This is a genomic window from Microbacterium rhizomatis, assembly GCF_008710745.1.
Lineage (GTDB): Bacteria > Actinomycetota > Actinomycetes > Actinomycetales > Microbacteriaceae > Microbacterium > Microbacterium rhizomatis.
On record NZ_VYSA01000001.1, the window covers coordinates 863,955 to 889,922 of the forward strand.

The following is a 25,968-nucleotide window of genomic DNA, read 5'->3' on the forward strand; positions in this document are numbered from 1 at the left end:
CGAAGTGCCAGCCCCCAAGTATAAGTCGGCACGCGCCCCGACCCTTCCCGGGGGCGGCACACGACGGATGCCCCGGCTACGACGGCCGGGGCATCCATCGGGTAGAGCGCTCTCAGCTCTTGGCTGTCGCGACTGCCGCGGCGAGCTTGTCCGTCATCGTCGGGAGCAGCCACGGGAGGCTGAGCGCCGTGGGCGAGACGGCACCGACGTTCTCCGCACCGACGATCGCGGCCACGGCGCCCTTCTTGACAGCCGGGATCAGCAGCCCGCGGTCCGAGCTCAGGAATTCATCGAGCGCGCTCTGCTCTTCCGCCTGTGTGAAGATCACCTGCGCGTCGATCCTGTCGAGGCTCTCATAGCTCACGGTCGTGTAGAACGTCCCCTCTTTGTTGTCGAGCGCTGTCACGCTCGACGGGGTGACGAATCCGAGGTCTTCGAGGATCTCGACGCGCGGATCGGCGGGCAGATACATGTAGAACGTGTCCACGTCGTCGTCGATGTACGCGATCGAGGTTCCGGCGAACTCGGGATGCGAGGCGGCCGCGTCGCTCACGAGGGTGTCGAGGTCACCGAGCAGCTGGGCCGCCTGATCCTTCATCCCGAGTGCCTCGCCGGTGATCGTGATGACGTCGCGCCACGGCGTCGTCCAGGCCGCTTCGGGGTACGCGATGACGGGGACGCCGGCTGCGGTCACCGCGTCGAACTCCTTCTGCGTCAGCCCGGAATAAGGCGCCAGGAGCACGTCGGGGTCGGTCGCGAGGAGCTCCTCGACCGAGATCTCGCTGGCGGACGAATCGAGGATCGTCGGGGCATCGCCCCCGAGCTGCTCGATGGCGTCCGAGATCCACGGCGACATCTTGTCGTCGCCGCCGGAGTAGTTGTCGGCGGGGATGGCCACGGGCACGATCCCGAGCGCGAGGACCGCGTCGGTGGCACCCCATCCCCACGTCGCGATACGGGTGGGCGCGGCCTCGATCGTGGTCGAGCCGAGGGCCGAGTCGATCGTGACGGGGAAGCCGATCTGCGCGACGGCTCCTGCGCTCGCGGTGGGCGACGTCGAGGCCGTGCCGGCGCATCCGGCGAGAGCGAAGGCGGCCGCGGCGGTCGCGGCGATGGCGAGGGCCAGCCTGGTACGTGGACGGGTCATGTGTCGTGCCTTTCTGTGGTGGGCTGTGGTCAGTGCTCGTCGGCGCGCGCGTGCGCGCCTCCGGGTACCGGGATGACGAGCGGAGTCTGCGTGAGCGGGTCGGGGATCACGAGGGCGTCCAGGGCGAAAGCCCGCGCCACCACTTCGCGGGTGAGCACGTCGGACGGCCGGCCGTGTGCGACGACCCGGCCCTCCGACATGACGATGAGATCGTCGGCGTAGCGCGCCGCGAGGTTCAGCTCGTGAAGGACGACGACGATCGTGGTGCCCTGGGTGCGATTGAGCTCGCGCAGCAGATCGAGCACCTCGAGCTGATGGCTGAGGTCGAGGAACGTCGTCGGTTCATCCAGCAGCAGGATCTTGGGGTCCTGCGCCAGAGCCATCGCGATCCAGACCCGCTGTCTCTGCCCGCCGGACAGATCACCCACCGGGCGGTCGGCGAGCTCGCTGACGCCCGTGCGGGCCATCGCGTCGTCGACGTGCGCGGAATCCGCCGCGCTCCACCGGCGGAAGACCCCGCGATGGGGGTGGCGGCCGCGAGAGACGAGCTCGGCGACGCTGAGCCCGTCGGGAGCGATCGGATGCTGGGGCAGCAGCCCGACCGTGCGCGCGAAGCGCGACCGCGCAATCGTGTTCACATCGACGTCATCCAGTTCGACGCTCCCGGCGAGCGGAGCGCGGAGGCGAGCGAGCACCCCGAGCAGCGTGGACTTTCCGCACGCGTTGGCGCCGATGATCATCGTGATCCGCCCGGGGGCGATCTGCAGATCCAGACCCTCGATGACCCTGCGGCCGGGGTAGCCGGCATCGAGGCCACGCGCGACGAGGCGCGGAGCATCCGTGGCATTCGGGGAGGTCACAAGTGGCGTCCTTTCGAAGTGGCGAGCAGACAGAGCAGGAAGACGGCGCCGAGAGCGCCGGTGACGACGCCCACGGGCACCTGGAGTCCCGGGATCCCGAACTGTGCGATCAGGTCGGCGACGGCGAGCAGCGCACCCCCGATCAGGGCGCTCGTACCGATGCCGATGGCGCCGTGGCCGAGCAGCGGGCGTGCGATCGCCGGAGCACACAGCGCGACGAACGAGATCGGCCCGAGGAAGGCGCACGTGACCGACGTCAGGAGCACGGCGACGGTCACCGTCGTCACACGGACGACACCCGGGCGCACCCCGAGCCCCGACGCGGTGGACGGCCCCAGCTGCACGATCGGCAGCCAGCGCGCGCAGAGGACGACGGCCGGGATGCTCGCGAGCACCACTGCTGCCACCGTGACCACCTGCCACCACGGTGTGGACGACAGGCTGCCGGTCAGCCAGAGCAGGGCCAGCTGCGTCTGCTCGACCTTGGCGCGCACCATCAGGAAGTTGATGACCGCCGCGCACAGGAATGACACTCCGATCCCCGCGAGGATCAGCCGGTAACCGCCGTCGAGCTGAGCCCGACCGGCGAGCAGGAGGAGTCCGGCGACGGCGATGCCTCCCCCGAACGCGCCAAGCGCGAGAAGCGGCCCAGTGGTGCCGAGCACCAGCAGGACGAACACCGCGGTGACACCGCTGCCGCCGGAGATGCCCAGGAGGTCGGGGCTGGCGAGGGGATTGCCGAGCAAGGACTGCAGGAGGGCGCCGGCGAGCCCCAGCGCGCCGCCGGCGACCAGCGCCATCGCGACGCGCGGAGCCCGCACCTGGAAGAGGACGTAGGACTCGATCCGTTCACCGCCACCCCACAGGGTGCGCCAGAGCGCCTCCGGTGAGAGGGCGTAGTCGCCGATCGAGAGCGCGACGGCCGTCACCGCGACGACGATCGCCGCGACGATCCAGAGGACGAGGGTCGCGCGCCGACGCGCGCCGCGCCGCACGCCCAGGACGACGCTCGCCCGCGGGAAGACGGGTTCCTCGAGCGTCGTCACAGCGACACCTCCGTTCTGCGCAGCACAAGGGAGATGAGGACGGGTGCTCCGATGAACGCCACGACGATGCCCGCCTGCACTTCGCCCGGCAGCGCGATGACCCGGCCGGCGACGTCGGCGAGGAGCAGCACGCTCGCTCCCGCCGGGATGCCGACCACGAGCAGGCGCCCGTACTCGCCGCCGACCACCGCGCGAAGCGCGTGCGGCACGAGAAGTCCGAGGAAGACGATGGGGCCCGCGATCGCTGTCGCGCCGCCGCACAGGAGCACGGTGGCGAGGATGCCGACGACCCTCGTTCGTGCGACATTGTGGCCGAGACCCGTTGCGGTGTCCTCGCCGAGCGCGACCAGATCCAGCCCGCGCGCCGAGGTGAGCGAGAGCACGAGCCCGATGAGGATCGGAATCAGGACGATCGCGACAGCATCCAGTCCGCGTGCGGTGAGGCCGCCCACCGACCAGTAGCGGTAGACGTCCAGAGCGACGGTGTTCGTCGTCAGGATGAGCATGGTGACAGCCCCGAGCCCTGCCGTGACGGCGGCTCCGGTGAGGGCGAGTCTCGCAGGATTGCTCCCGTCCGGTCCGCGTCCCCCGATCGCGGCGACGACGACTGCTGCGATCGCCGCGCCGCCGAAAGCGAACCAGACGAAGCCGCTCGGGGTGGTGATGCCGAGGAGCGTGATCGCGGCGAGCACGGCGACGGATGCTCCGGCATTGACTCCGAGCAGCCCGGGGTCGGCGAGGGGGTTGCGCGTCAGCCCCTGCATCACGGTGCCGGCAACGGCGAGTGCAGCGCCGGCCACGATCGCGATCACTGTGCGAGGGAGACGCTGCGTGAGCACCACCGTGTGGTCGGGGTCCGAGCGGTCGGGCGACAGCAGCGCTTCGAGGACGGTGGCGGGGGCGATCGGACGCGCGCCGACACCGAGGCTCAGCACGACGGCGACGACGAACACGACGATCATCCCCGCGAGCACCAGCCCGGTCCGCCGCCTTCGGGCGGTGGCGATCATTCGACGCGTTCGGCCTGACCGAGACGCCAGTAGCCCATGAAGGCGACGCGCTTGCGGTCCACGCCCCGGTCGGATACCAGCATCCGGCGCAGTTGCTTGACGGTGGCGGCTTCGCCTGCGATCCAGGCGTAGAACTCCCCCTCGGCGCCCTCGGGGCTGTCCCAGAGCAGCTCACGATCCACGTCGATGTCGTCGAGCTCCTGCGTGCGCGGCGCGGCCGCGCGCTCGAGGACATCGGTCGATCGGCTCGCCCAGGCGCTCACCGCCTCGATGAGCGCAGCGCCGTGCGCTCGCTCGTGGCGCGCGATCCAGTGCACGCGGAACCCGCTGGCGCATGCGGGCGGCACGACGTCCTCTGCCGTGGCCACCTCGATGAAGGCGTCGACCTCGTGCGAGTCGTCGAGAGACTCGAGGATCGCGCCGATCGCGGGGGCGGCCGTCTCATCGCCGGCGAGCAGCAGCCGCGTGGCGTTTCCCGGGTGCCAGTCCAAACCGGTCGCGGAGTGCGGGCTCCGCTCGTCGGGCCCGACGATGATGAGCTCCTGGCCGGGCGCCGCCGTCTCGGCCCATGTGCCCGCCGGGCCGGCCCCGGGATGCACGACGAAGTCGACGTCGAGCTCGCGCGCATCCGGATCGATCCGGCGCACCGTGTACGTGCGAAACGGGTTGCGCTCCGACTCGGGGAGCGCCCTCCACCGGTCGTACCAGTCCCCCGCGGCATCATGCTGACCGAAATCGCCGTACTCGCCGTCCGCTCGCGGAAGAACGACCTTGATCCGCTGATCCAGGCCGGCCGTACCGAAGTAGGCCAGATCGTGATCGTGGAACGTCACACGCACGAAGTGCGGCGAGAGACGTCGAACACGTGAGACGGTCGCTCGATAGGGGCGGTAGGCGGGCCGGGAGATGATCTCGGTCGAGGACATGTTTCTTAGGTTAGCCTCACCTACTCCTTAACCTCAATTCGATGCGGTGACACCGCCCGCAAGAGCCCCTACACGCGTCACGGCCTCACGGAGGAGATCGGGGTGGCACGCGAAGTTGATCCGCACGTGCCCCACGCCCTCGTCGCCGAACAGCGGCCCGTGATGCAGGGCCACTCGCGCTTCGCGGCGGATCTTCGTCGCGGGGTTGTCGCCCCACCCGTAGTCCGAGACATCCACCCATGCGAGGAACCCCGCATCGGGTATGCGGTACCGCGCCTCGGGCAGGTGATCGGCGAGCAGGTCCGCCAGGAGCGCCCTGTTGGCGGTCAGGGCCGCCATGAGGCTGTCATGCCACTCATCGCTCTCGGGCGAGTAGGCAGCCACGTTCGCGAGCGCCCCGAACAGTCCCGTCCGCCATTCGACCTCCCAGGGCAGCGTCTGCAGAGCGTGGGCCTGAGGGGTCGCGCCCGCGATCATCACCGCGCACTTCAGCCCCGCCAGGTTGAAGGTCTTACTCGCACTCGTCACCGCGTAGCCGACCCGGGCGGCCGCGTCCGATGCGGCGAGGAACGGCGTGAAGGCACGGGGATCGTACGCGAGAGGGCCGTGGATCTCGTCGCTGATGACGGTGGCGCCCGCGCGCTCGGCGATGTCCGCGAGAGCGGCGAGCGTCTCGCGCGTGTGAACGGTGCCGGTCGGATTGTGCGGATTGCACAGAAGAATGGCGCGCGCTCCCCCGGCCAGGGCGGCCTCGATGCCGTCGAGGTCGAGATGAAAGCCCGTCTCTGTACGGACGAGCGGTACTCGCTCGACGATGCCGCCCGCCTCCTCGACCGTGTCGAAGAAGGGCGGATACACCGGCGTGGTCACGACGACGCGGTCCCCAGGCGAGATCACGAGGCGCAGGATCTCGACGACCCCCATCATCACGTCGCCGGTCCAGAACACGTGCGAGGGGTCCACCGACCATCCGAGGCGGCGCTGCGCGAATCCGACGAACGCGTCCCGGATGCCGGGGTCGGGCGGGGTATAGCCGGTGTCGCCGAGCTCGACCGCCCTGGCGAGAACTCGGGTGATGGCCGGGGCGAGCCCGTAGTCGGTCTCAGCGACGAACATCGGGATCACGTCGGCCGGATACTTGCGCCACTTCGTACTCGAACGCTGGCGCAACTCGTCGATCGGCAGGGCCTGCAGCGGGGTCGCACTCACTTTTTCAGGCTAACCGCGCGGCAACGGCGGCGCCCCTCACCTGTCACACGGCGTCGCGGGGACGTCGCTCAGATCGCGAAGCCGAGTGCCCTCATCATGTCGCGTCCGTCGTCCGTGATCCGCTCAGGGCCCCACGGCGGCATCCAGACCCAATTGATGCGGAAACGCTCGACGACGTTGTCGAGCGCCTGCGCCGTCTGCTCCTCGAGCACATCGGTGAGGGGACACCCGGCGCTGGTGAGGGTCATGTGAATCACGAGAGCATCGTTCTCGTCATCCCACGCGAGGTCGTAGATGAGTCCCAGATCGACGACGTTGATCCCGAGCTCGGGATCCATGACGTCCTTCAGGGCTTCGGTGACCTCGTCGAACTTCTCGGGTGCGAGCGTTGCGGTCATATAACGATCCTACGCGTCCGCGTCGACGGCGGGCTCGACGAAACGATCGTAGCCTTCGTCTTCGAGGCGCTCAGCCAGCTCGGGACCGCCCTCTTCGACGATCCGACCGGCGACCATCACGTGAACGAAATCGGGGTGGATGTATCGCAGAATGCGGGTGTAGTGCGTGATGAGCAGAACGCCGAGGTTGGTCTGCTCCTTGGCGCGGTTCACGCCCTCGGACACGATCTTGAGCGCGTCGACGTCGAGGCCCGAATCGGTCTCGTCGAGCACGGCGATCTGCGGGCGCAGGAGTTCGAGCTGGAGGATCTCGTGGCGCTTCTTCTCGCCGCCGGAGAAGCCCTCGTTCACATTGCGCTGGGCGAACTTCGGGTCCATGCGGAGGTTCTTCATGGACGCTTTGACGTCCTTGGTCCAGGTGCGGATGGACGGCGCCTCGCCGTCGATCGCGGTCTTGGCCGTGCGCAGGAAGTTCGTCACGGTCACACCGGGGATCTCGACGGGATACTGCATCGCCAGGAACAGACCGGCGCGCGCACGCTCGTCGACGGTCATCGACAGGACGTCTGCACCGTCGAGCGTGATGGAGCCGCTCTCGACGTGGTACTTGGGGTGACCGGCGATCGTGTAGGCCAAAGTCGACTTACCCGACCCGTTCGGGCCCATGATCGCGTGGGTCTCACCCGTGCGGATCGTGAGCGTCAGGCCGTTGAGGATGGGCGTTGTTCCGGCATCCGTCTCGACCGTCACGAACAGATCGCGGATTTCAAGGACAGGCATGTGTGCTTCCTTCTTCAGAGCTCTTTGAGGACGGCGGGGTCGATGAGGACGTCATCGCCGTCGATGGTGACCGCATACACCGGGACCGGCTCGTACGCGGGGAGGTTCAGTGGGCGACCGGTACGCAGCGAGAAGGCGGAGCCGTGGGCCCAGCACTCCAGCGTGTCGTCGTCGACGAACCCTTCGGACAGCGAGACGTCGCCGTGGGTGCAGACATCGCCGATCGCGTGGACCTCGCCGTTCGAGTCGAGCACGACCGCGATCGCGACACCGTCGATCTCGACTCGGTGGGCCTCGTCCTGCTGCAGCTCGCTGAGCGCGCACGCGCGGGTGGCGCTCATGCCGCCTCCGCCGGGGTCAGCTCCGCCTCGATGGCGGCGCTGAGTTCTTCTTCGAGGGCCGGGATGCCGAGCTTCTGCACGATCTCGGCGAGGAATCCGCGCACGACCAGGCGGCGCGCTTCTTCTTCCGGGATGCCGCGAGCCTGCAGGTAGAAGAGCTGCTCGTCGTCGAAGCGCCCCGTGGCGCTCGCGTGCCCTGCTCCGCGGATGTCGCCGGTCTCGATCTCGAGGTTCGGGATAGAGTCCGCGCGCGCACCTTCGGTGAGCACGAGGTTGCGGTTTGCCTCGTAGGAGTCGGTACCGGTCGCATCGGGTCCGATCAGCACGTCGCCGACCCACACCGTCCGCGCGCCGTCACCCTGCAGAGCGCTCTTGTAGAGCACGTTCCCGCGCGTCTGAGGGCCCTTGTGATGCAGGTAGACCTGGCTCTCCAAGTGCTGACCGGCGTCGGCGAACGAGAGCCCGTAGATCTCGGCTTCCGCCCCCGAGCCGGCGAGCTCGATCGACGGGTTCAGCCTGACCACGGCACCGCCGAGGCTCACCACGATGTGCCGCAGGTACGCGTCGCGATCGACACGAGCCTGGTGGGATGCCGCGTGCACGGCGCCGTCGGACCACTCCTGCACGGTCACCACGGTGAGATGGGCGCCGTCGCGCACGATGATCTCGACGTTCTGGGCCAGCAGGGCCTCGCCGCGGTGACGCAGGAGCACGGTCGCCCGCGAATGCGCCGACGCCTCGATCACGATGTGGCTGTGGGCCACCGCGCCAGGCGCGGTGACATCGATCTCGACGGGTTCGGCGAGCTCGATCGAGGCGGGGATGCGAAGGTGCAGCGCCGACGTCGTGCGGGTCCAGGCCACGGCGGCGATCACGTCCTCGGGCTCGAAGACGTCGCCACGCGGGCTCTGGCCGATCGCGAGCGTGCCCTGAAACACGTCCTGCGCGCCACTCACCGTCATCTCGACCGGGTTCGCCGACGCGTCGGCGTCGACGAAGAGCGGAGCCAGTCGCGCGACCGGCGTGTGCGTGAAGTCGACCTCGCGCCCCGTGGGAACGCCGAAGTCAGCGGGGTCGTACGAGCGCGGGCGCTCGGAGCGGGTCTGGACCGGGACGAAACCGCCGTCGGAGTGGGCGGTGCTGCCCACGACAGCGACCCCCGACGGTGTGGTGGCCGGGGCTTGGGTGAGCGACGTCATTCAGCCCACGATTCCGTTCATCGCGAGAGCGATCATTATCCGACGCTGCCTTCCATGCCCATCTCGATGAGCTTGTTCAATTCCATGGCGTACTCCATCGGCAGTTCACGGGCGATCGGCTCGATGAATCCGCGGACGATCATGGCCATCGCCTCGTCCTCCGGCATCCCTCGGCTCATGAGATAGAAGAGCTGCTCCTCGCTGACCTTCGAGACGGTCGCCTCGTGGCCGAGCTGCACATCATCGACGCGGATGTCGATCGCGGGGTAGGTGTCGGAGCGCGACTTCGTGTCGACCAGCAGCGCATCGCAGCGCACGGTGTTCGCGGAGTGGTGCGCGTTCGCCTCGACGCGGACCTCGCCTCGGTAGCCCGCTCGGCCGCCGCCGCGGGCGATCGACTTCGAGACGATCGAAGACTGCGTGTACGGCGCCATGTGGATCATCTTGGCGCCGGCGTCCTGATGCTGGCCGGGCCCCGCGAAAGCGACCGAGAGCGTCTCGCCCTTGGCGTGCTCGCCCACCAGGAAGATGGACGGGTACTTCATGGTCACCTTCGAACCGATGTTGCCGTCGATCCACTCCATGGTCGCGCCCTCGTGCGCGATCGCACGCTTCGTGACCAGGTTGTAGACGTTGTTCGACCAGTTCTGGATCGTCGTGTAGCGCACACGCGCGTTCTTCTTGACGATGATCTCGACGACGGCGGAGTGCAGCGAGTCCGACTTGTAGATCGGCGCCGTGCAGCCCTCGATGTAGTGGATGTACGAATCCTCGTCCGCGATGATCAGCGTCCGCTCGAACTGACCCATGTTCTCGGTGTTGATGCGGAAGTACGCCTGGAGCGGGATCTCGACGTGCACGCCCTTGGGGACGTAGACGAACGACCCGCCCGACCAGACGGCCGTGTTGAGTGCCGCGAACTTGTTGTCGCCGGCGGGGATCACCGTGCCGAAGTACTCCTCGAAGAACTCGGGATGCTCGCGCAGAGCCGTGTCGGTGTCCATGAAGATGACGCCCTGGGCCTCGAGATCTTCACGGATCTGGTGATAGACGACCTCGGACTCGTACTGCGCGGCGACCCCGGCGACAAGGCGCTGGCGCTCGGCTTCGGGGATTCCGAGGCGCTCGTACGTGTTGCGGATCTCCTCAGGAAGGTCTTCCCACGACTGCGCCTGCTTCTCCGTCGAGCGCACGAAGTACTTGATGTTGTCGAAGTCGATCTCGCTGAGATCGGCCCCCCACGTCGGCATCGGCTTGCGCTCGAAGAGCTGCAGGCCCTTGAGCCGGTTCTTCAGCATCCATTCGGGCTCGGATTTGAGCCCCGAGATCCCCCGGACGACGGCCTCACTGAGCCCGCGCTGGGCGATGGCTCCCGCGGCGTCATCGTCGTGCCAGCCGAACTCGTACTGGCCGAGGCCGGCGAGCTCGGGTCGATCGATGAGCACGTCAGACACAAGCACTTCAGACATAGTCACACTCTCCTCTAGGCCGCAACGGTGTCATCCGCCCCGACATTCCGATCGCACGGTGAAATCACCGTGAGGAGAACGTCGCTGGTGGGCCCTCTCAAGTGGCGCCGTCTTGCGCGCCTACACTGTCAGTGATGCGAATCGCGCGTTGCGCGCAGCATCCCGAACACCTCGATTCTACAGGCTCCGCTCCCCCATCGTGGGTCGCGGATCCGCCTCCGGCCACGTCCTGGAGGGCATTCCCAGGAGGCCCAGACGCGATGTCCGCCCAACCGACCGCATCTTCTCGACCCGGCATCGGCCGCCGGCTGTGGCTGTGGCTGCCCGAAAAGGTCGATCGCCGTGTCGTCGCGGCCGCCTGGGCGACGCTCGTCGTCCAGATCGGGATCGTCGGCACCGGCGGCCTCGTGCGCCTCACAGGCTCGGGGCTGGGCTGCCCCACCTGGCCGCGGTGCACAGATGATTCGCTCATCGCGACCCCCGAGATGGGCATCCACGGCGTCATAGAGTTCACCAACCGCGCGCTGACATTCGTGCTCGCGATCGTCGCCATCGTCACGTTCATCCTGATTCTGCGGATGCGGCGCGAGCGGCGCGACCTGTTCTGGCTCGCCCTCCTCGTCGGGCTGTACATCCCCGTGCAGGCGGTGCTCGGCGGCATCACCGTGCTCACGAAGCTCAATCCCTACGTCGTGGGGCTGCACTTCTTCGCGTCGGTGCCGCTCGTCGCGATCGCGGCGGCGCTCGTGTGCCGGGTGTACGCCGCGCCCGGGCCTCGCGAGCGGGGCGTGCCGCGCTGGTACGCGATCACCGCGCACATCACGAGCGCGGTGGTGCTGATCACGGTGATCGTCGGCATCCTCGTGACCGGCTCGGGCCCCCACGCCGGCGACAGCGCGGCTTCGCGCAACGGACTGGACCCCGAGTTCATGCAGCACGTGCACTCGTGGCCGGCCTATGCGACCCTCGCGCTGACGGTGGTACTCCTGATCGGTGCCTGGCGCACGCAGGCCGCACGACGGCTCAGGCTCTGGGTGGGGCTCCTGCTCGCGGTCGAACTGCTCCAGATCGCCGTCGGACTGTGGCAGGCACGGCTGGGGCTGCCCATCGTCCTCGTCAACATCCACATGGTGCTCGCGATGATGCTGGTCGCCGCGATGACGGCGGTCGTGATGCACCTGAAGCTTCCGGCGCCCGCGACGATCGCCGCCGCACCCGCCGACGCAGCCGAGAGAGCGCGCACCCCGGGGTGACTCGAATGGCGAACTCATAGCCAACTCATGGGCGACACACACAGCGCGCTCGGACTGACCGACCAGGCTTACGTATGCCGCGGATCCCGCGGCGCCCGACATCCAAGGAGAATCCCCCATGTCCATTAGTCCCGCCACGACCGCCGGCCGCCGTCCGGGCCTGCTGCGGAGCATCCCGTTCTGGATCCTCCTCGTCGGCTCGCTCGCGAGCGTGGGGGTCGGCCTCTGGCTCGTCCTCGACAAGATCTCGACGATGACGAGCACTCTCGCCGACGGATCGGCCACGGGCGTCGAGGTGTACGCCGGACAGTCCTGGGTGATCGTCGGCGGAGCGCTCCTTGCTGCCGGACTGTTCGGACTCGTGACCGTTCTCGCGCTCGCCGCGGCCCGCTCCTTCGTCCCCGCCCCGGCCCCCGCCGCACTCGAGGTCATCGAGTGGAACGACGAGGATGACGCTGACGACGCGGCATCCGTTCTCGTGACCGAGCCCGCCGCTGCGGCCCCGGTCGACGCGACGCCGGTCGCTGCCACGCCGGTCGCTGCCACGCCGGTCGACGCGACCGAGTCGCCCGCCACTCCCGAGTCGCCCGCCACTCCCGAGTCGCCCGCCGAAGAGTCGAGCACGACGCCCACGCGCTGATCTCCGTGCGACGGCCCGCCCCTACCCGGGGGCGGGCCGTTTCGCGTATCCGGCATCGAACGAGGTCTGCACAGCTCCGGGAGTCTGCACAGCCTCGGGAATCTGCACAGCCCCGGGAATCTGCATAGCCTCGGGAATCTGCACAGCCTCAGTAATCTGCACAGCCCCGGTAATCTGCATAGCCTCGGGAATCTGCACAGCCTCGGAACAAGCATCCCGATACTCTCCGAGACCATGCATTTCTCCGAGGTTGCGCGAGACACCACGCGGCATCCGCACCCCTCCCTCACCGCTTCACCCGACCGCGCGATGCAGTCCTTGGGCGACCGCATCCATGATCGTGGCTTGAACTCGCGGCCAATCCTCCAGCACCTGTCGATAGCCGAACCGCAGGACGTGATAGCCCATCAGCATCAGCGCCGCGTCGTGCGAGATGTCGCTCACGCGCTGCTCATCGACGTGGTGCCCGCCGTCGAGTTGCACCACCAGCCGATCACCGATGAGGGCGTCCACCCGGTGCCCGGCGATCCAGATCTGGACGAGGATCCTCACGCCGAGCCACCGCAAGCGTTCGATGAAGATCGTCTCGAGCCCCGAGTCGCGGTACGGCTGAATCGCCGCGAGCATACGAGCCGCTGCGCCGGGGAGCCTCAACTGCGCCAGCTCCTCGCGCACGATCATGCGCTTGTCGAGCGCCGATTCCCACACCGCGAGGGCAGCCTCATGTGGCTGACACCGCGCGATCAGGACGAGTGCGTTCGTGAGCGAGTCGACCAGGTCGTCGGGATGCCTCGGCACCAGGGGGACCGACCAATGCGTCGTCGCTCGGTGCGGAGCCCGCACTGCCGAGTGCGGGTCGGCGCCGACGTGGCAGCTGTCTTCAGCGAGCACCCAGAGACCCGTGCGCCGCGCGAGCGTGACGCATGTGAGAACGACACCGTGGCGTGCGGCTGCGACGAGTTCGGGATCCGCGCCGGGAAGCGCCACCCAGTCACGGCGGACCCGTATGAGGCGCCCGGAGTCGAGCGCGAGCGCGATGGTGTGGCGCGAGTGACCCGCGTTGCGGAGCGATGTCACGCGCGCGACGTCGTGCTTCTCGGTGACCGCAGCGATCAGGTCGGCGTCTGCCCGACGACGTCGATCACGCCCGCGCGCTCGGGCTTCGGGGGGTATCGTCACCCCCCGATCGTGCCCGGTGCGATGGCCGGGGCGACCCCCGAACCGGCTATCCGAGCACAACGGCCTCTTCGAACCGCATGGGGAGGAGGCGATGCCCACCCGGCCGGCCCGCACAGCCTCGGAGAACTGCACAACGTCGGAGCCGTCGCGCCGTTCCGCTCCGAAGAACCGCAGAACTCCGAAGAACCGCAGAACTCCGAAGAACTGCAGACCTCCGAAGAACTGCAGACCTCCGAAGAACCGCAGAACTCCGAAGAACCGCAGAACTCCGAAGAACCTCAGACCTCCGAAGAACTGCAGACCTCCGAAGATCGGAAAACGGCCGGAACCGCGCTCAGGTCAGAACGGCAGCAGCGGATCGACCGCGATCGCCACGAAGAGCAGCGTGAGATACGTGATCGACGCGTGGAAGACGCGCATGGGCCGCGGTTCCGTGCCGCGCACGGCACGGGCGTACAGACGATGCGACTCGTAGATGAACCAGCCGCCGAACACCACGGCCGACACCGTGTAGACGAGCCCCATCGACGCGACCGGGACGAGCAGCAGCGAGCAGGCCACCGTCGCCCACGCGTAGAGGATGACCTGCAGGCCCACCTGCGAGCCGGTGCGCGTGGCCCCGAGCATGGGCACGTCGACGTCGTCGTACTGATCCTTGTACTTCATCGACAGCGGCCAGTAGTGCGGGGGCGTCCAGAGGAAGACGAGCGCGAACAGGATCATCGGCGTCCACGACAGCGAGCCCGTCACAGCCGACCAGCCGATCAACACGGGGAAGCACCCCGCGATGCCACCCCAGACGATGTTCTGCTCGGTCCGGCGCTTCAGGATCATCGTGTAGATGACGACGTAGAAGAAGATCGCGCCCGCCGACAGCACGGCGGCGAGCCAGTTGGTCGTCAGTGAAAGCCAGACCGTGGAGACGGCCGCGAGAGTCCACGCGAAGATCAGCGCGCCCCGGGGCGAGACCTCGCCCGTGACCAGCGGCCGGTTGACGGTCCTCTGCATGTGCGCGTCGATGTCACGGTCGAGGTACATGTTGAACGCCGCAGCGGAACCGGCGCTGAGCGAGCCACCGACGACGGTCGCGAGCACGAGCCAGAGATTCGGCAGGCCCCCCTGAGCGAGGATCATCACCGGCACCGTCGTGACCAGGAGCAGCTCGAGCACCCGGGGCTTTGTCAGCGCAACGTAGGCGCGAACCGTCCGTCCGAGGGATCGCCCGCCGGTCTCGATGGGGAGGCGAGACGTCGCTGTGATGTCCATCGTCCCCCGAATCCCGCGTGTGCCCAGACCTGTTCAGTCTATGGCATCGCCTCCGACCGGCCGCGTCGGCGATGTAGGCCCGGGCCGTCACATGACGGCGGGATGCCCGCCTCGCGGCGTGCCCCTTCGCTATGCTGGAAAGACACGCGCGCCCATGCGCCGATCCCCATTCCTCCTCGTGTCGAGGGCCGCGGACCGGCTTCGGCTGGGCGCTCCCTGACGAAAGGCGGCCGGGTGTCGGATCTGCAGTGGGATGAAATCGATAGGCGCGCGGTGGACACCGTCCGCGTGCTCGCGGCGGACGCGGTGGAGAAGGTCGGCAACGGCCACCCCGGCACGGCCATGAGCCTCGCTCCCGCCGCCTACCTGCTGTACCAGCGGGTCATGCGGCACGACCCGTCCGACACGCACTGGATCGGCCGCGACCGCTTCATCCTCTCCGTCGGCCACTCGTCGCTGACGCAGTACATCCAGCTGTACCTCGGCGGCTTCGGTCTCGAGCTCGGCGATCTCGAAGCGCTGCGGACGTGGGGTTCGAAAACCCCGGGACACCCCGAATACGGGCACACGGACGGCGTGGAGATCACCACGGGGCCGCTCGGTCAGGGTCTGGCCTCGGCGGTCGGCTTCGCCTACGCATCCCGCTACGAGCGCGGACTCTTCGATCCGGATGCTGCGCCCGGCACGTCTCCGTTCGACCACTACATCTACGTGATCGCGGGCGACGGCGACCTCGAAGAGGGCGTCACGTCCGAGGCATCCAGCCTCGCCGGGCACCAGCAGCTGGGCAACCTGATCGCGATCTACGACTCCAACCAGATCTCGATCGAGGACGACACGAATGTGGCGTTCACCGAGGATGTCGCCCAGCGCTACGACGCGTACGGCTGGCACGTCCAGACGGTCGACTGGAAGAAGACCGGCCAGTACATCGAGGACGTGGCCGAACTCAATGCGGCCATCGAGGCCGCGAAGGGCGTGACCGACAAGCCCTCGATCATCATCCTCAAGACGATCATCGGCTGGCCCTCCCCCGGCAAGCAGAATTCCGGCAAGATCCACGGCTCGGCCCTGGGCGCCGACGAGCTGAAGGCCACGAAAGAGGTCTTGGGGTTCGATCCCGAGCAGAGCTTCGTCGTCGCCGACGACGTGATCGCGCACACCCGCGAGCTGGTGGAGCGCGGCGCAGCCGCTCACGCCGAATGGCAGAAGGGCTTCGACGCCTGGGCCGAGGCGAACCCCGAGCGCAAGGCGCTCCTGGACCGTCTCGAGGCGAAGGAGCTCCCCGAGGGGATCGCCGCCGCGCTCCCGGTCTTCGAAGCCGGCAAGGACGTGTCGACGCGTGCCGCGTCGGGCAAGGTCATCAACGCGCTGGCCGCTGAACTGCCCGAACTGTGGGGTGGTTCCGCCGACCTCGCGGAATCGAACCTGACGACGATCACCGACGGCAAGTCGTTCATCCCCGTCGAGTGGTCGACGCATGAATGGTCGGGAGATCCGTACGGGCGTGTGCTGCATTTCGGTATCCGAGAGCATGCGATGGGCGCGATCCTCAACGGCATCAAGCTGCACGGGCCGACGCGCCCGTTCGGCGGCACGTTCCTCATCTTCAGCGACTACATGCGTCCGCCCGTACGGCTGGCGGCACTCATGAACGTCCCGACCGTGTTCGTCTGGACGCACGACTCGGTCGCGCTGGGCGAGGACGGACCGACCCACCAGCCCGTCGAGCAGCTTGCTGCGCTGCGCGCGATCCCGAACTTCAACCTCGTGCGACCCGCGGACGCGAACGAGACAGCGGTCGCATGGCTCGAGATCCTCCGCCGCACCGCGGGGCCGACAGGCATCGCGCTGACCCGCCAGAACGTCCCGACGTTCGAGCGGGGCGAGGGCGCGGCATCCGGCGACACGTTCGCTTCGGCGGACAACGTCGCGCGGGGCGCCTACGTGCTGATTGACGCTCCGAGCGGAGAGCCCGACGTGATCCTGATCGCGACAGGTTCCGAGGTGCAGCTGGCTGTCGCCGCCCGCGAGACCCTCGCGGCAGAGGGCATCGGCGCGCGCGTCGTCTCGGCGCCGTCGCTGGAGTGGTTCGACGAGCAGGACGCCGCCTACCGGGCATCGGTGCTGCCCCCGTCGGTCACGGCCCGCGTATCTGTCGAGGCCGGAATCGCGATGCCCTGGCGCGGGCTCATCGGCGACCGCGGACGCAGCGTGTCGATCGATCACTTCGGCGCCTCCGCCGACTACAAGACCCTGTTCCAGAAGTTCGGCATCACCGCCGACGCCGTCGTCCAGGCGGCACGCGAGACCCTCAAGGAGAACGCCGAATGAGCACCCCCACCGCCCACCTGTCCGCAGAGGGCGTCAGCATCTGGCTCGATGACCTTTCGCGCCAGCGCATCATCACCGGAAACCTGGCCGACCTGATCGCCACCCGAAACGTGGTGGGGGTCACGACCAACCCCACGATCTTCGCGGGCGCGCTCTCGAAGGGCGAGGCGTACGAGGGCCAGGTCGCGGTGCTCGCACAACGCGGTGCCAGCACCGACGAGGCGATCTTCGAGATCACGACCGACGACGTGCGGGCCGCATCCGACGTGTTCCGTCCGGTGTTCGACGCCACGAACGGCGTGGACGGGCGCGTGTCGATCGAGGTCTCACCCGACCTCGCCCACGACACCGAGGCGACGATCGCGCAGGCGAAGGAACTCTGGGCCACGGTCGACCGCCCCAACGCGCTGATCAAGATCCCCGCCACGAAGGCCGGGCTCCCCGCGATCACCGAGGTCATCGGCTCCGGCATCTCGGTCAACGTCACGCTGATCTTCAGCCTCGAGCGCTACGCCGCCGTGATCGATGCCTACCTGGCCGGTGTCGAGCAGGCCAAGGCCGCCGGGATCGACATCTCCACGATCCAGTCGGTCGCCTCGTTCTTCGTGTCGCGCGTCGACACCGAGGTCGACAAGCGCCTGACCGCGATCGGAACCCCCGATGCCGAGGCTCTGAAGTCCAAGGCCGGCGTGGCGAACGCTCGCCTCGCGTACGAGCTGTTCGAGCGCGAGTTCGCGACCGATCGCGCGAAGGCGCTTCTGGATGCCGGTGCCACCGTGCAGCGACCCCTCTGGGCTTCGACCGGCGTCAAAGACCCGGCCCTCCCCGACACGCTCTACGTCACCGAGCTCGTCGCCGCCGGAACGGTCAACACCATGCCGGAGAAGACGCTGGAGGCGACGTTCGATCACGGCGTGATCTCCGGCGACACGATCACGGGCAACTACGCCGACGCGCACGACGTGTTCGACAGGCTCGCCGCGGCGGGAGTCGACTTCGCGGATGCCACCCAGGTGCTCGAGGACGAAGGGGTCGAGAAGTTCATCGCCTCCTGGCACGAGCTGCAGGCGACGGTCACGACCGCTCTGCAGAGCGCTCTCGAGACATCCAAATGAGTTTCGACATCCACCTGACCGGTCACGTCAAGTCGGTCGTGGAGGCGACGCTCCCCGGGCTCATCGGCGACATGGTCGCGTCGGGCATCACCGCCGGCGACGCGTCGCTCTGGGGTCCCGCCGCCGAGGCTGAGGCGAGCAAGAGATTGGGCTGGGTGCAGGCGGTCACCGTCTCGCGTCCGCTCGTCGCCGAGATCGAGGCGCTTCGCGCCGAGCTCATCGAGAAGCAGGTCACGCGTGTCGTGCTCGCGGGCATGGGCGGATCGTCCCTCGCGCCCGAGGTCATCGCGCAGACCGCGGGGGTCCCGCTCGTCATCCTCGATTCGACGGCCCCCGGGCAGGTGCTGGCCGCGATCGACGGCGACGCCGAAGCAGGCGGCCTCGAGCGCACCGTGCTCGTCGTCTCGTCCAAATCCGGCTCGACCGTCGAGACGGATTCGGCCAAACGCGCCTTCGAGGCGTCATTCCGTGACCTCGGCATCGACCCGCTGGAGCGGATCGTCGTCGTCACCGATCCCGGCTCGCCGCTGGATGTATCCGCACGCGCGGAGGGCTACCGCGTCTTCAACGCCGACCCCACTGTGGGCGGTCGCTACTCCGCGCTCACCGCCTTCGGCCTCGTGCCGGCCGGCCTGGCCGGCGCCGACATCGCCGAGCTCCTCGACGAGGCGGAGGCGACCCTTCTCGAGGTCGCCATCGACAGCCCCGAGAATCCCGCGCTCGTGCTGGCCGCCGCGATCGCCGGCAGCCAGAGCAGCAACGGAGCATCGGCGCGACGCGACAAGCTCGGCCTCATCACCGACGGCACCCACATCATCGGCCTGCCCGACTGGATCGAGCAGCTCGTCGCCGAATCGACGGGAAAGCAGGGTACCGGCATCCTGCCGGTCGTCCTGCTCCCGGTCTCGCCCGAGCTCGACTCGAAGCCCGCAGATCTGCAGATCGTGCGGCTCGTGGACGAAGCGACGCGGTTCCATCTTTTCGAACACCACGAGGGCGAAGTTCTGATCAGCGGCTCGCTGGGCGCTCAGCTGCTCGTCTGGGAGTACGCGACGGCGATCGCCGGACGGATGCTCGGTATCGATCCGTTCGACCAGCCCGACGTGGAATCGGCCAAGGCCGCCACGCGCGCCCTGCTTGACGCTCGCCCCGAGCGCACCGCCCCGGCGTTCGCCGCCGACGGTGTCGAGGTACGGGTTTCGGACCCCGCACTCGCCGCTTCGGGAACGGTTGCGGGAGTGCTGGATGCGCTGTGGGCCCTCGTTCCCGCCGACGGCTATGTCGCGATCCAGGCCTACGTCAACCGCCTCGACCTCCCCCAGCTGCAGGGGCTTCGCGAACTCGTCGCCGCGGACTCCGGTCGCCCCACGACGTTCGGCTGGGGTCCCCGATTCCTGCATTCGACCGGGCAGTACCATAAGGGCGGTCCCGCCAACGGTGTCTTCCTGCAGATCACGGAGCGCACCGACGTCGACCTCGAGATCCCCGGTCGGCCGTTCACCTTCGGCGAGCTGATCGAAGCGCAAGCGGCCGGCGATGCGTCTGTGCTCTCCGACGGGCACGGACGCCCGGTCGTGACGATCACGCTGACGGATCCGCAGGTCGAGGTTCTCGCACTGTTCGAGGCTGCGCAGTAAGCCATGGCCGTGGAGATCTCACGCGGGCACAACCCGCTCCGCGACCCGGAAGACGGTCGCCTCAATCGCATCGCCGGGCCGAGTGCCCTGGTGATCTTCGGCGTGACGGGCGACCTGTCGCGCAAGAAGCTCATGCCCGCCGTCTACGATCTCGCCAACCGCGGTCTGCTTCCACCCGGCTTCGCACTCGTGGGGTTCGCTCGACGCGACTGGGAGGATGAGGACTTCGCCGAGGTGGTGCACGACGCGGTCAAGCACTACGCGCGCACCGAGTACCGCGAAGAGACGTGGATTCAGCTCCTGCAGGGCATCCGGTTCGTCTCCGGCGAGTTCGACAACGCCGAGTCTTTCCAGCACCTCCGCGAGACGATCGAGAAGCTCGACGTCGAACGCGGCACGATGGGCAATCACGCGTATTACCTGTCGATTCCGCCCAAGGACTTCCCGGTGGTCGCGCAGCAGCTCAAGGCGTCGGGGCTCGTCGGGGACAACGCCGATGAGGACGAGCACTGGCGGCGTGTCGTCATCGAGAAGCCGTTCGGCCATGACCTCGCGTCCGCACGCGCCCTCAACGACTCTCTGAGGTCGGCCTTCCCGACGGACTCGATCTTCCGCATCGATCACTATCTGGGCAAGGAGACGGTCCAGAACATCCTGGCGCTGCGCTTCGCGAACGAACTCTACGAACCCATCTGGAACCGCAACTACGTCGACCACGTGCAGATCACGATGGCCGAAGACATCGGGGTCGGCGGGCGGGCCGGCTACTACGACGGAATCGGCGCGGCTCGCGACGTCATCCAGAACCATCTCCTGCAACTCCTGGCCCTCACCGCCATGGAGGAGCCCATCAGCTTCGACGCGAAAGAGCTGCGGGCCGAGAAGGAGAAGGTGCTCGCCGCGGTAAAGCTCCCCGACGACCTCGCGCAGGCCACGGCGCGCGGTCAGTATGCCGGTGGATGGCAGGGCGGTGAGAAGGTCCTGGGCTTTCTCGAAGAGGACGGGATGGACCCTCAGTCGACGACCGAGACCTATGCCGCCGTCAAGCTCGAGATCAACACCCGCCGCTGGGCGGGTGTGCCGTTCTACCTCCGCACGGGCAAGCGCCTCGGGCGCCGCGTCACCGAGATCGCGGTCGTCTTCAAGCGGGCGCCGCAATTGCTTTTCGCCCGCAACCAGACCGAGACCCTCGGGCAGAACGCGCTCGTGATCCGCGTGCAGCCGGACGAGGGCGTCACGATCCGGTTCGGGTCGAAGGTGCCGGGTGCGGCCCTGCAGGTGCGCGACGTCACGATGGACTTCGGCTACGGCCACGCGTTCACCGAGGCGAGCCCCGAAGCGTATGAACGCTTGATCCTCGACGTGCTCCTGGGCGACCCCCCGCTCTTCCCCCGCCACGAGGAGGTGGAGCTCTCCTGGAAGATCCTCGATCCGATCGAGGAGTTCTGGGCGAAGCAGGGTGGCCCGCTCGAGCAGTACTCCCCCGGTTCGTGGGGTCCGCCTTCCGCCGACGAGCTCCTCGCCCGCGACGGCCGTACCTGGAGGCGCCCGTGATCGTCGAGCTGCCCGACACCACCGTGAGCAAGATCTCGCGCTCGCTCGTGAGCGTCCGCGAGGAGGGCGGCGCCGTCGCCCTCGGACGAGTGCTCACCCTCATCATCGCCGTACGCCACGGCGCCGAGGAAGAGGTCATCGAAGCGGCCAACGACGCGTCGCGCGAGCATCCGATGCGCGTCATCGTGCTCATGACGGATGATGACCCGCACGAGAAGCCCCGCATCGACGCCGAGATCCGCGTGGGCGGCGACGCCGGCGCGAGCGAGGTCGTGGTGCTGCGCGCGTACGGTGCCGCTGCATCCAACGAAGAGAGCCTGGTCACCGGTCTGCTGCTGCCGGATGCGCCTGTCGTGGTGTGGTGGCCGGATCACCCGCCGGTGGTCCCGTCGACCTCTCCGCTCGGGCGGATCGCCCAGCGGCGAATCACCGACGCGTCCACGCGCCCGTATGTTCCTGGCCGGCTCACCGCGCTCGGCGAGAACCACGCTCCCGGCGACACCGACCTGGCGTGGACCCGCCTCACGCATTGGCGTGAGCAGCTCGCCGCCGTGCTCGACCAGCCGCCGTACGAGCAGGTCACCGCGGCCGAGGTCCGTGGAGCGAGCACGTCGCCGTCCACGGCACTTCTGGCCGCATGGCTGCGGCTCAAGCTGGACGTTCCGGTGACCTGGACCTACCTGCCCGCACACGAGTGGACGGACGGCATCAAGTCCGTGCGCCTCGTGCGCGCCGGCACCTCATCGGACACCGGGGCAGACATCCTCCTCGAGCGCTCGTCGGCCGCCATCGCGTGCCTGACCCAGCCTGGCCAGCCCCAGCACGATCTCGTGCTCCCTCGGCGCTCGTTGCGGGAATGCCTCGCCGAGGAGCTCCGCCGCCTCGATCCTGACGTGCTGTACGGTCGGGTGATCACCACGGGCTGGGAGCTTCTGGGACCGTCCAGCACACAGGAGACAGATGGCTGAGTTCTTCACCGAGAAGCGGGTCGTCATCAGCCCGGACCCCGCGCATCTCGCCGAATCGGTCGCCGCACGCTTCCTCAAGGTGCTGCTCAAGAAGACGAGCGCGGGTGAGACTGTCCACGTCGCGCTCACGGGCGGCACGATCGGGACGGCCGTGCTCGTTGCGGCCGGCGCCAATCCCAAGCGCGAGAACATCGACTGGTCGCTCGTGCACTTCTGGTGGGGGGATGAAAGATTCGTCCCGGCCGACTCCGATGACCGCAACGACAAACCCGCGCGTGCTGCTCTGCTGGACCGTATCGCGATCCCCGCAGAGAACATCCATGCGATGGCCTCGAGCGACGGAACACTGGATCTGGATGCTGCGGCGATCGCTTACGAGGACGAGCTCGCCCAGTTCGCTCCCGCGGATCGCTCCGAGACAGGACCGTGGCCCTCGTTCGAGATCTGCTTCCTGGGCGTGGGGCCTGACGCACACATCGCGTCACTGTTCCCGGATCGTGCGGAGATCGGCGTCACCGATCGTGCAGCGGTCGCTGTCCGCGATTCGCCCAAGCCCCCGCCGGAACGGATCTCTCTGACGCGACCGGTCATCAACTCGTCCGAGCGCGTATGGATGGTGCTCGCCGGCGTCGACAAAGCGTCCGCTCTCGGCCTCGCGCTCGCGGGTGCGAGCTATCTCAGCGTCCCCGCTGCGGGTGCAAAAGGCCGGTCGCGCACCATTCTGTTCGTCGACGAGGCGGCCGCCGAGAAGGTGCCGCAGGAGCTCATCGATCGCGAGTATTGACACGCAAACGACTCAATGCGAGCGAAGCCCGCGTTGAGTCGTTTGCGTGTCAAGGTTGAGTAAGGCGCGCCAGCGCCGCATCGAAACCTGGCCGACGCGGTACGTCTGGCCGCGGATCTCTATACGCTCGCTACTCGGTCATCGAACCGCGTACCGCGCGAAGGATTCGGTGGCTAGTCCTGGCCGCGGCGCTCTCGCAGCTGCTGGAGGGCGTCGTCGAGAAGGGTCTCAGCCTCTTCTTCCGTACGACGCTCTTTCACGTAGGCGAGGTGCGTCTTGTACGGCTCGGTCTTGGCCAGAGCCGGCGGATTCTGTTTGTCACGACCGGCGGGGAGGCCGGAGTGCGGCGAATCGATCGTGTCGGGGATCTCCTCGTCGGGGATCCCCGCGGAGAAGTATCTGACCGTCTCGTTGCCGAGCGCATCCCAATAGGAGATCGCGATCCGATCGGCGTGGAAGCCGTGATCCTGCTCGCCCATTGGTCCTGCACCGACGCGTGTCCCTCGGATGGCGTTGCCTCCTGTGGCCATGTCAGAGGCCCTGGATCTTCGTGATGAGGCCCAGTGCCACGATCGACACGAACCACGCGAGGGCGAGGATGACGGTGAACCGATTCAGGTTTCTCTCCGCGAGTCCCGAAGAACCCATCGCGGAGGTCATGCCGCCGCCGAACATGTCGGAGAGGCCACCGCCGCGGCCCTTGTGCAGGAGGATGAGGAGCGTCAGCAGGAGACTCGTGATTCCGAGCACCACCCACAGGACGAACTGGAGGATGTCCACAGTCGTTCAAAGCCTTTCGCTGCGATCCCGCGGATCGCACAAGGGTCAAGTATACGGGGCGGACCCGCTCAGACGCCGACGTGCTTCTGGAATCGGATGATTGCGGCGAATTCATCGGCGACGAGGCTGGCGCCGCCGACCAGCGCACCGTCGACATCGGGCTCGCGCATGAAGCTCGCGATGTTCGATGACTTGACCGACCCGCCGTACAGCACGCGGGTACGAGCCGCAGCGTCCGCACCCAGCTTCGAGGCGACGACCTCACGCAGCTTCGCGCAGACCTCTTGCGCCTGCTCGGGTGTGGCGGCCTGCCCGGAGCCGATCGCCCAGACGGGTTCGTACGCCACGACGATGTCGGCATCGGCGGGCACCCCCTCGAGTGCGACCTCCAGCTGGCCCACGGGGACGGCGCTGGCGCCGAACTCCTCGAGGTCGGCGGCGGTCTCGCCGACGCAGATCACGGGAACGAGTCCGTGACGCAGCGCCGCCTGCACCTTCGCCGCCACGACCTCGTCGGACTCCGCGTGGTACTCGCGGCGCTCGGAGTGGCCGATGATGACGTACTTCGCATCGAGCTTCGCCAGGAACTGGCCCGACACCTCACCGGTGTATGCCCCCGAGTCCTTCGTCGACAGATCCTGCGCGCCCAGCGCGAACGGGATCTTGTCTGCGTCCAGGAGCGTCTGCACGGTGCGCAGATCGGTGAAGGGCGGGAACAGCCCGACCTCTACGCTGTCACTCTCGTGCTTGGCGTCCTTGAGCGTCCAGTGCAGCTTCTGGACGAAGGCGACCGCCTGCAGGTGGTCGAGGTTCATCTTCCAGTTGCCTGCGATGAACGGTGTTCTTGTCGTCAGGACCATCCGAGGACCTCCAGTCCGGGAAGCTTCTTACCCTCGAGGAACTCGAGGCTGGCGCCACCACCGGTGGAGATGTGGCCGAAATCGTCGTCGGCGAAGCCGAGCTGGCGGACAGCGGCGGCCGAATCGCCGCCACCGACCACGCTCAGGCCCTCGACATCGGTGAGAGCCTGGGCGACGGCGCGCGTGCCTTCCGCGAACGCGGGGATCTCGAAGACGCCCATCGGGCCGTTCCAGAAGACCGTGCGGCTGTCGCGGATCACCGCGGCGAAGCGGGCGGCGGTCTCAGGTCCGATGTCGAGTCCGAGACCCGATGCGCCGAACGGGGTCTCCTCGATGGCGTCGGCCGCCGTCACGACATGTTCCGCGTCAGCGCCGAACTTCGAGGCGACGACGACGTCGGTCGGGAGGATGAGCTCTACGCCACGCTCCTCGGCCGTCGCCATGTACTGCGAGACGGTGTCGAGCTGATCGGCCTCCAGCAGGCTCGCGCCCACCTTGTCGCCCTTCGCCGCGAGGAAGGTGAACAGCATCCCTCCCCCGACGAGGATCCGGTCGACCCTCGGGAGGAGGTGCGAGATCACGCCGAGCTTGTCGCTCACCTTCGATCCGCCGAGCACCACCGTGTAGGGGCGCTCAGGGTTCTCGGTCAGGCGGTCGAGTACGTCCAGCTCGGTCGCGATCAGCAGCCCCGCGGCGGATGGCAGGATCTCGGCGAGGTCGTAGACACTCGCCTGCTTGCGGTGCACGACCCCGAATCCGTCCGAGACGAGCGCGTCGCCGAGGGCGGCGAGCTGCTCGGCGAACGCGTGACGCTCTGCGTCGTCCTTCGCGGTCTCACCCGGGTTGAAGCGCAGGTTCTCGATAACCGCGACGTCGCCGTCCTCGAGGGCGGCGACCGCCTCGTGGGCCGACTCCCCCACCGTGTCGCGAGCGAACGCCACCGGCTTGCCGAGCAGCTCGGACAGGCGCTGCGCGACCGTCGCGAGGCTGTACTTCGGGTCGGGCGCGCCGTCGGGGCGCCCGAGGTGGGAGCAGACGACGAGATGGGCGCCCTGATTGATCAGGGCGTTGAGCGTCGGCAGGGATGCTCGCACGCGGCCATCGTCCGTGATGACGCCGTCCTTCAGGGGGACGTTCAGGTCACAACGGACGATGACGCGCTTGCCTGCGAGCGAACCCAGCGAATCGAGGGTGCGCAGAGCCATGGTGGCGC

General features: G+C 68.1%; 25 protein-coding genes. 8 read left to right on the forward strand and 17 right to left on the reverse strand.

The genetic code is table 11. From position 1 onward, the window contains the following. Positions 1–112: 112 nt before the first annotated feature. The 11 genes from F6B43_RS04160 to sufB all read right to left on the reverse strand — a co-directional run bounded on the left by F6B43_RS04160 (position 113) and on the right by sufB (position 10,370). Complete coding sequence (locus F6B43_RS04160) at positions 113–1,147, reverse strand: ABC transporter substrate-binding protein (RefSeq protein ID WP_150447612.1); 1,035 nt, start codon at positions 1,145–1,147, stop codon at positions 113–115. A gap of 29 nt (positions 1,148–1,176) precedes the next feature. Further along, entirely contained in the window at positions 1,177–2,007 is an 831-nt protein-coding gene (locus F6B43_RS04165) for an ABC transporter ATP-binding protein (RefSeq protein WP_246159786.1), read from the reverse strand. Then, a complete protein-coding gene (locus F6B43_RS04170; RefSeq protein ID WP_246159787.1) occupies positions 2,004–3,053 on the reverse strand; it encodes a FecCD family ABC transporter permease in 1,050 nt (349 codons plus the stop codon). The genes F6B43_RS04165 and F6B43_RS04170 overlap by 4 nt, the downstream gene beginning before the upstream one ends. After that, complete coding sequence (locus F6B43_RS04175; RefSeq protein ID WP_150447613.1) at positions 3,050–4,063, reverse strand: FecCD family ABC transporter permease; 1,014 nt, start codon at positions 4,061–4,063, stop codon at positions 3,050–3,052. Before F6B43_RS04175 ends, F6B43_RS04170 begins: the two co-directional genes overlap by 4 nt. Next, positions 4,060–4,989 (reverse strand): siderophore-interacting protein, encoded by a 930-nt coding sequence (locus F6B43_RS04180; protein ID WP_150447614.1) that lies wholly within the window; start codon positions 4,987–4,989, stop codon positions 4,060–4,062. Before F6B43_RS04180 ends, F6B43_RS04175 begins: the two co-directional genes overlap by 4 nt. Before the next feature lie 33 nt (positions 4,990–5,022). Then, a complete protein-coding gene (locus tag F6B43_RS04185; RefSeq protein WP_150447615.1) occupies positions 5,023–6,198 on the reverse strand; it encodes a MalY/PatB family protein in 1,176 nt (391 codons plus the stop codon). Between the two features lie 68 nt (positions 6,199–6,266). Continuing rightward, a complete protein-coding gene (locus F6B43_RS04190; protein WP_150447616.1) occupies positions 6,267–6,596 on the reverse strand; it encodes a metal-sulfur cluster assembly factor in 330 nt (109 codons plus the stop codon). Between the two features lie 9 nt (positions 6,597–6,605). Continuing rightward, a complete protein-coding gene (gene sufC / locus F6B43_RS04195; protein WP_150447617.1) occupies positions 6,606–7,376 on the reverse strand; it encodes a Fe-S cluster assembly ATPase SufC in 771 nt (256 codons plus the stop codon). Positions 7,377–7,390: 14 nt separating this feature from the next. Continuing rightward, positions 7,391–7,717: a non-heme iron oxygenase ferredoxin subunit gene (locus F6B43_RS04200; RefSeq protein ID WP_150447618.1), complete on the reverse strand. Its 327-nt coding sequence runs from the start codon at positions 7,715–7,717 to the stop codon at positions 7,391–7,393. Continuing rightward, entirely contained in the window at positions 7,714–8,916 is a 1,203-nt protein-coding gene (gene sufD, locus F6B43_RS04205; protein WP_150447619.1) for a Fe-S cluster assembly protein SufD, read from the reverse strand. Before sufD ends, F6B43_RS04200 begins: the two co-directional genes overlap by 4 nt. Positions 8,917–8,951: 35 nt before the next feature. Further along, the gene (gene sufB, locus F6B43_RS04210; protein ID WP_150448420.1) at positions 8,952–10,370 is read right to left on the reverse strand and encodes a Fe-S cluster assembly protein SufB; all 1,419 of its coding nucleotides are present in this window, start codon (positions 10,368–10,370) and stop codon (positions 8,952–8,954) included. A 275-nt stretch (positions 10,371–10,645) separates the two neighbouring features. Between sufB and F6B43_RS04215 the strand changes: the two genes are divergently transcribed. Further along, complete coding sequence (locus F6B43_RS04215; protein WP_150447620.1) at positions 10,646–11,638, forward strand: COX15/CtaA family protein; 993 nt, start codon at positions 10,646–10,648, stop codon at positions 11,636–11,638. A gap of 118 nt (positions 11,639–11,756) precedes the next feature. Continuing rightward, a complete protein-coding gene (locus F6B43_RS04220) occupies positions 11,757–12,278 on the forward strand; it encodes a tetraspanin family protein (RefSeq protein ID WP_150447621.1) in 522 nt (173 codons plus the stop codon). A 294-nt stretch (positions 12,279–12,572) separates the two neighbouring features. Here F6B43_RS04220 and F6B43_RS04225 read toward each other — a convergent pair whose 3' ends face one another. Next, on the reverse strand, positions 12,573–13,457 hold the full coding sequence (locus tag F6B43_RS04225) for an endonuclease domain-containing protein (RefSeq protein ID WP_246159789.1): 885 nt from the start codon (positions 13,455–13,457) through the stop codon (positions 12,573–12,575). A gap of 339 nt (positions 13,458–13,796) precedes the next feature. After that, complete coding sequence (locus tag F6B43_RS04230; RefSeq protein ID WP_150447622.1) at positions 13,797–14,723, reverse strand: heme o synthase; 927 nt, start codon at positions 14,721–14,723, stop codon at positions 13,797–13,799. 234 nt (positions 14,724–14,957) lie between these two features. Here F6B43_RS04230 and tkt point away from each other — a divergent pair, with 234 nt between their 5' ends. The 6 genes from tkt to pgl are packed head-to-tail and all read left to right on the forward strand — an operon-like array spanning position 14,958 to position 23,115. Next, positions 14,958–17,057 (forward strand): transketolase, encoded by a 2,100-nt coding sequence (gene tkt / locus F6B43_RS04235; protein WP_150447623.1) that lies wholly within the window; start codon positions 14,958–14,960, stop codon positions 17,055–17,057. Next, positions 17,054–18,172, forward strand: coding sequence for a transaldolase (gene tal / locus F6B43_RS04240; RefSeq protein ID WP_150447624.1), 1,119 nt, complete (start codon positions 17,054–17,056; stop codon positions 18,170–18,172). Before tkt ends, tal begins: the two co-directional genes overlap by 4 nt. Further along, a complete protein-coding gene (locus F6B43_RS04245) occupies positions 18,169–19,809 on the forward strand; it encodes a glucose-6-phosphate isomerase (RefSeq protein ID WP_150447625.1) in 1,641 nt (546 codons plus the stop codon). The genes tal and F6B43_RS04245 overlap by 4 nt, the downstream gene beginning before the upstream one ends. A 3-nt stretch (positions 19,810–19,812) precedes the next feature. After that, positions 19,813–21,363, forward strand: a complete 1,551-nt coding sequence (gene zwf, locus F6B43_RS04250; protein WP_150447626.1) for a glucose-6-phosphate dehydrogenase — start codon at positions 19,813–19,815, stop codon at positions 21,361–21,363. After that, positions 21,360–22,331 carry a glucose-6-phosphate dehydrogenase assembly protein OpcA gene (locus tag F6B43_RS04255; RefSeq protein ID WP_150447627.1) on the forward strand — a complete coding sequence of 324 codons (972 nt, stop codon included), beginning with the start codon at positions 21,360–21,362 and terminating at the stop codon, positions 22,329–22,331. Before zwf ends, F6B43_RS04255 begins: the two co-directional genes overlap by 4 nt. Next, positions 22,324–23,115, forward strand: a complete 792-nt coding sequence (gene pgl, locus F6B43_RS04260; RefSeq protein WP_150447628.1) for a 6-phosphogluconolactonase — start codon at positions 22,324–22,326, stop codon at positions 23,113–23,115. The genes F6B43_RS04255 and pgl overlap by 8 nt, the downstream gene beginning before the upstream one ends. Before the next feature lie 173 nt (positions 23,116–23,288). Here pgl and F6B43_RS04265 read toward each other — a convergent pair whose 3' ends face one another. From F6B43_RS04265 to F6B43_RS04280, 4 genes are all read right to left on the reverse strand, one after another. Further along, entirely contained in the window at positions 23,289–23,645 is a 357-nt protein-coding gene (locus F6B43_RS04265) for an RNA polymerase-binding protein RbpA (RefSeq protein WP_150447629.1), read from the reverse strand. A 1-nt stretch (position 23,646) separates the two neighbouring features. Then, entirely contained in the window at positions 23,647–23,895 is a 249-nt protein-coding gene (gene secG, locus F6B43_RS04270) for a preprotein translocase subunit SecG (RefSeq protein WP_150447630.1), read from the reverse strand. A gap of 68 nt (positions 23,896–23,963) precedes the next feature. Then, a complete protein-coding gene (tpiA, locus tag F6B43_RS04275; RefSeq protein WP_150447631.1) occupies positions 23,964–24,755 on the reverse strand; it encodes a triose-phosphate isomerase in 792 nt (263 codons plus the stop codon). Beyond that, positions 24,746–25,960, reverse strand: a complete 1,215-nt coding sequence (locus F6B43_RS04280) for a phosphoglycerate kinase (RefSeq protein WP_150447632.1) — start codon at positions 25,958–25,960, stop codon at positions 24,746–24,748. Before F6B43_RS04280 ends, tpiA begins: the two co-directional genes overlap by 10 nt. Positions 25,961–25,968 lie beyond the last annotated feature (8 nt).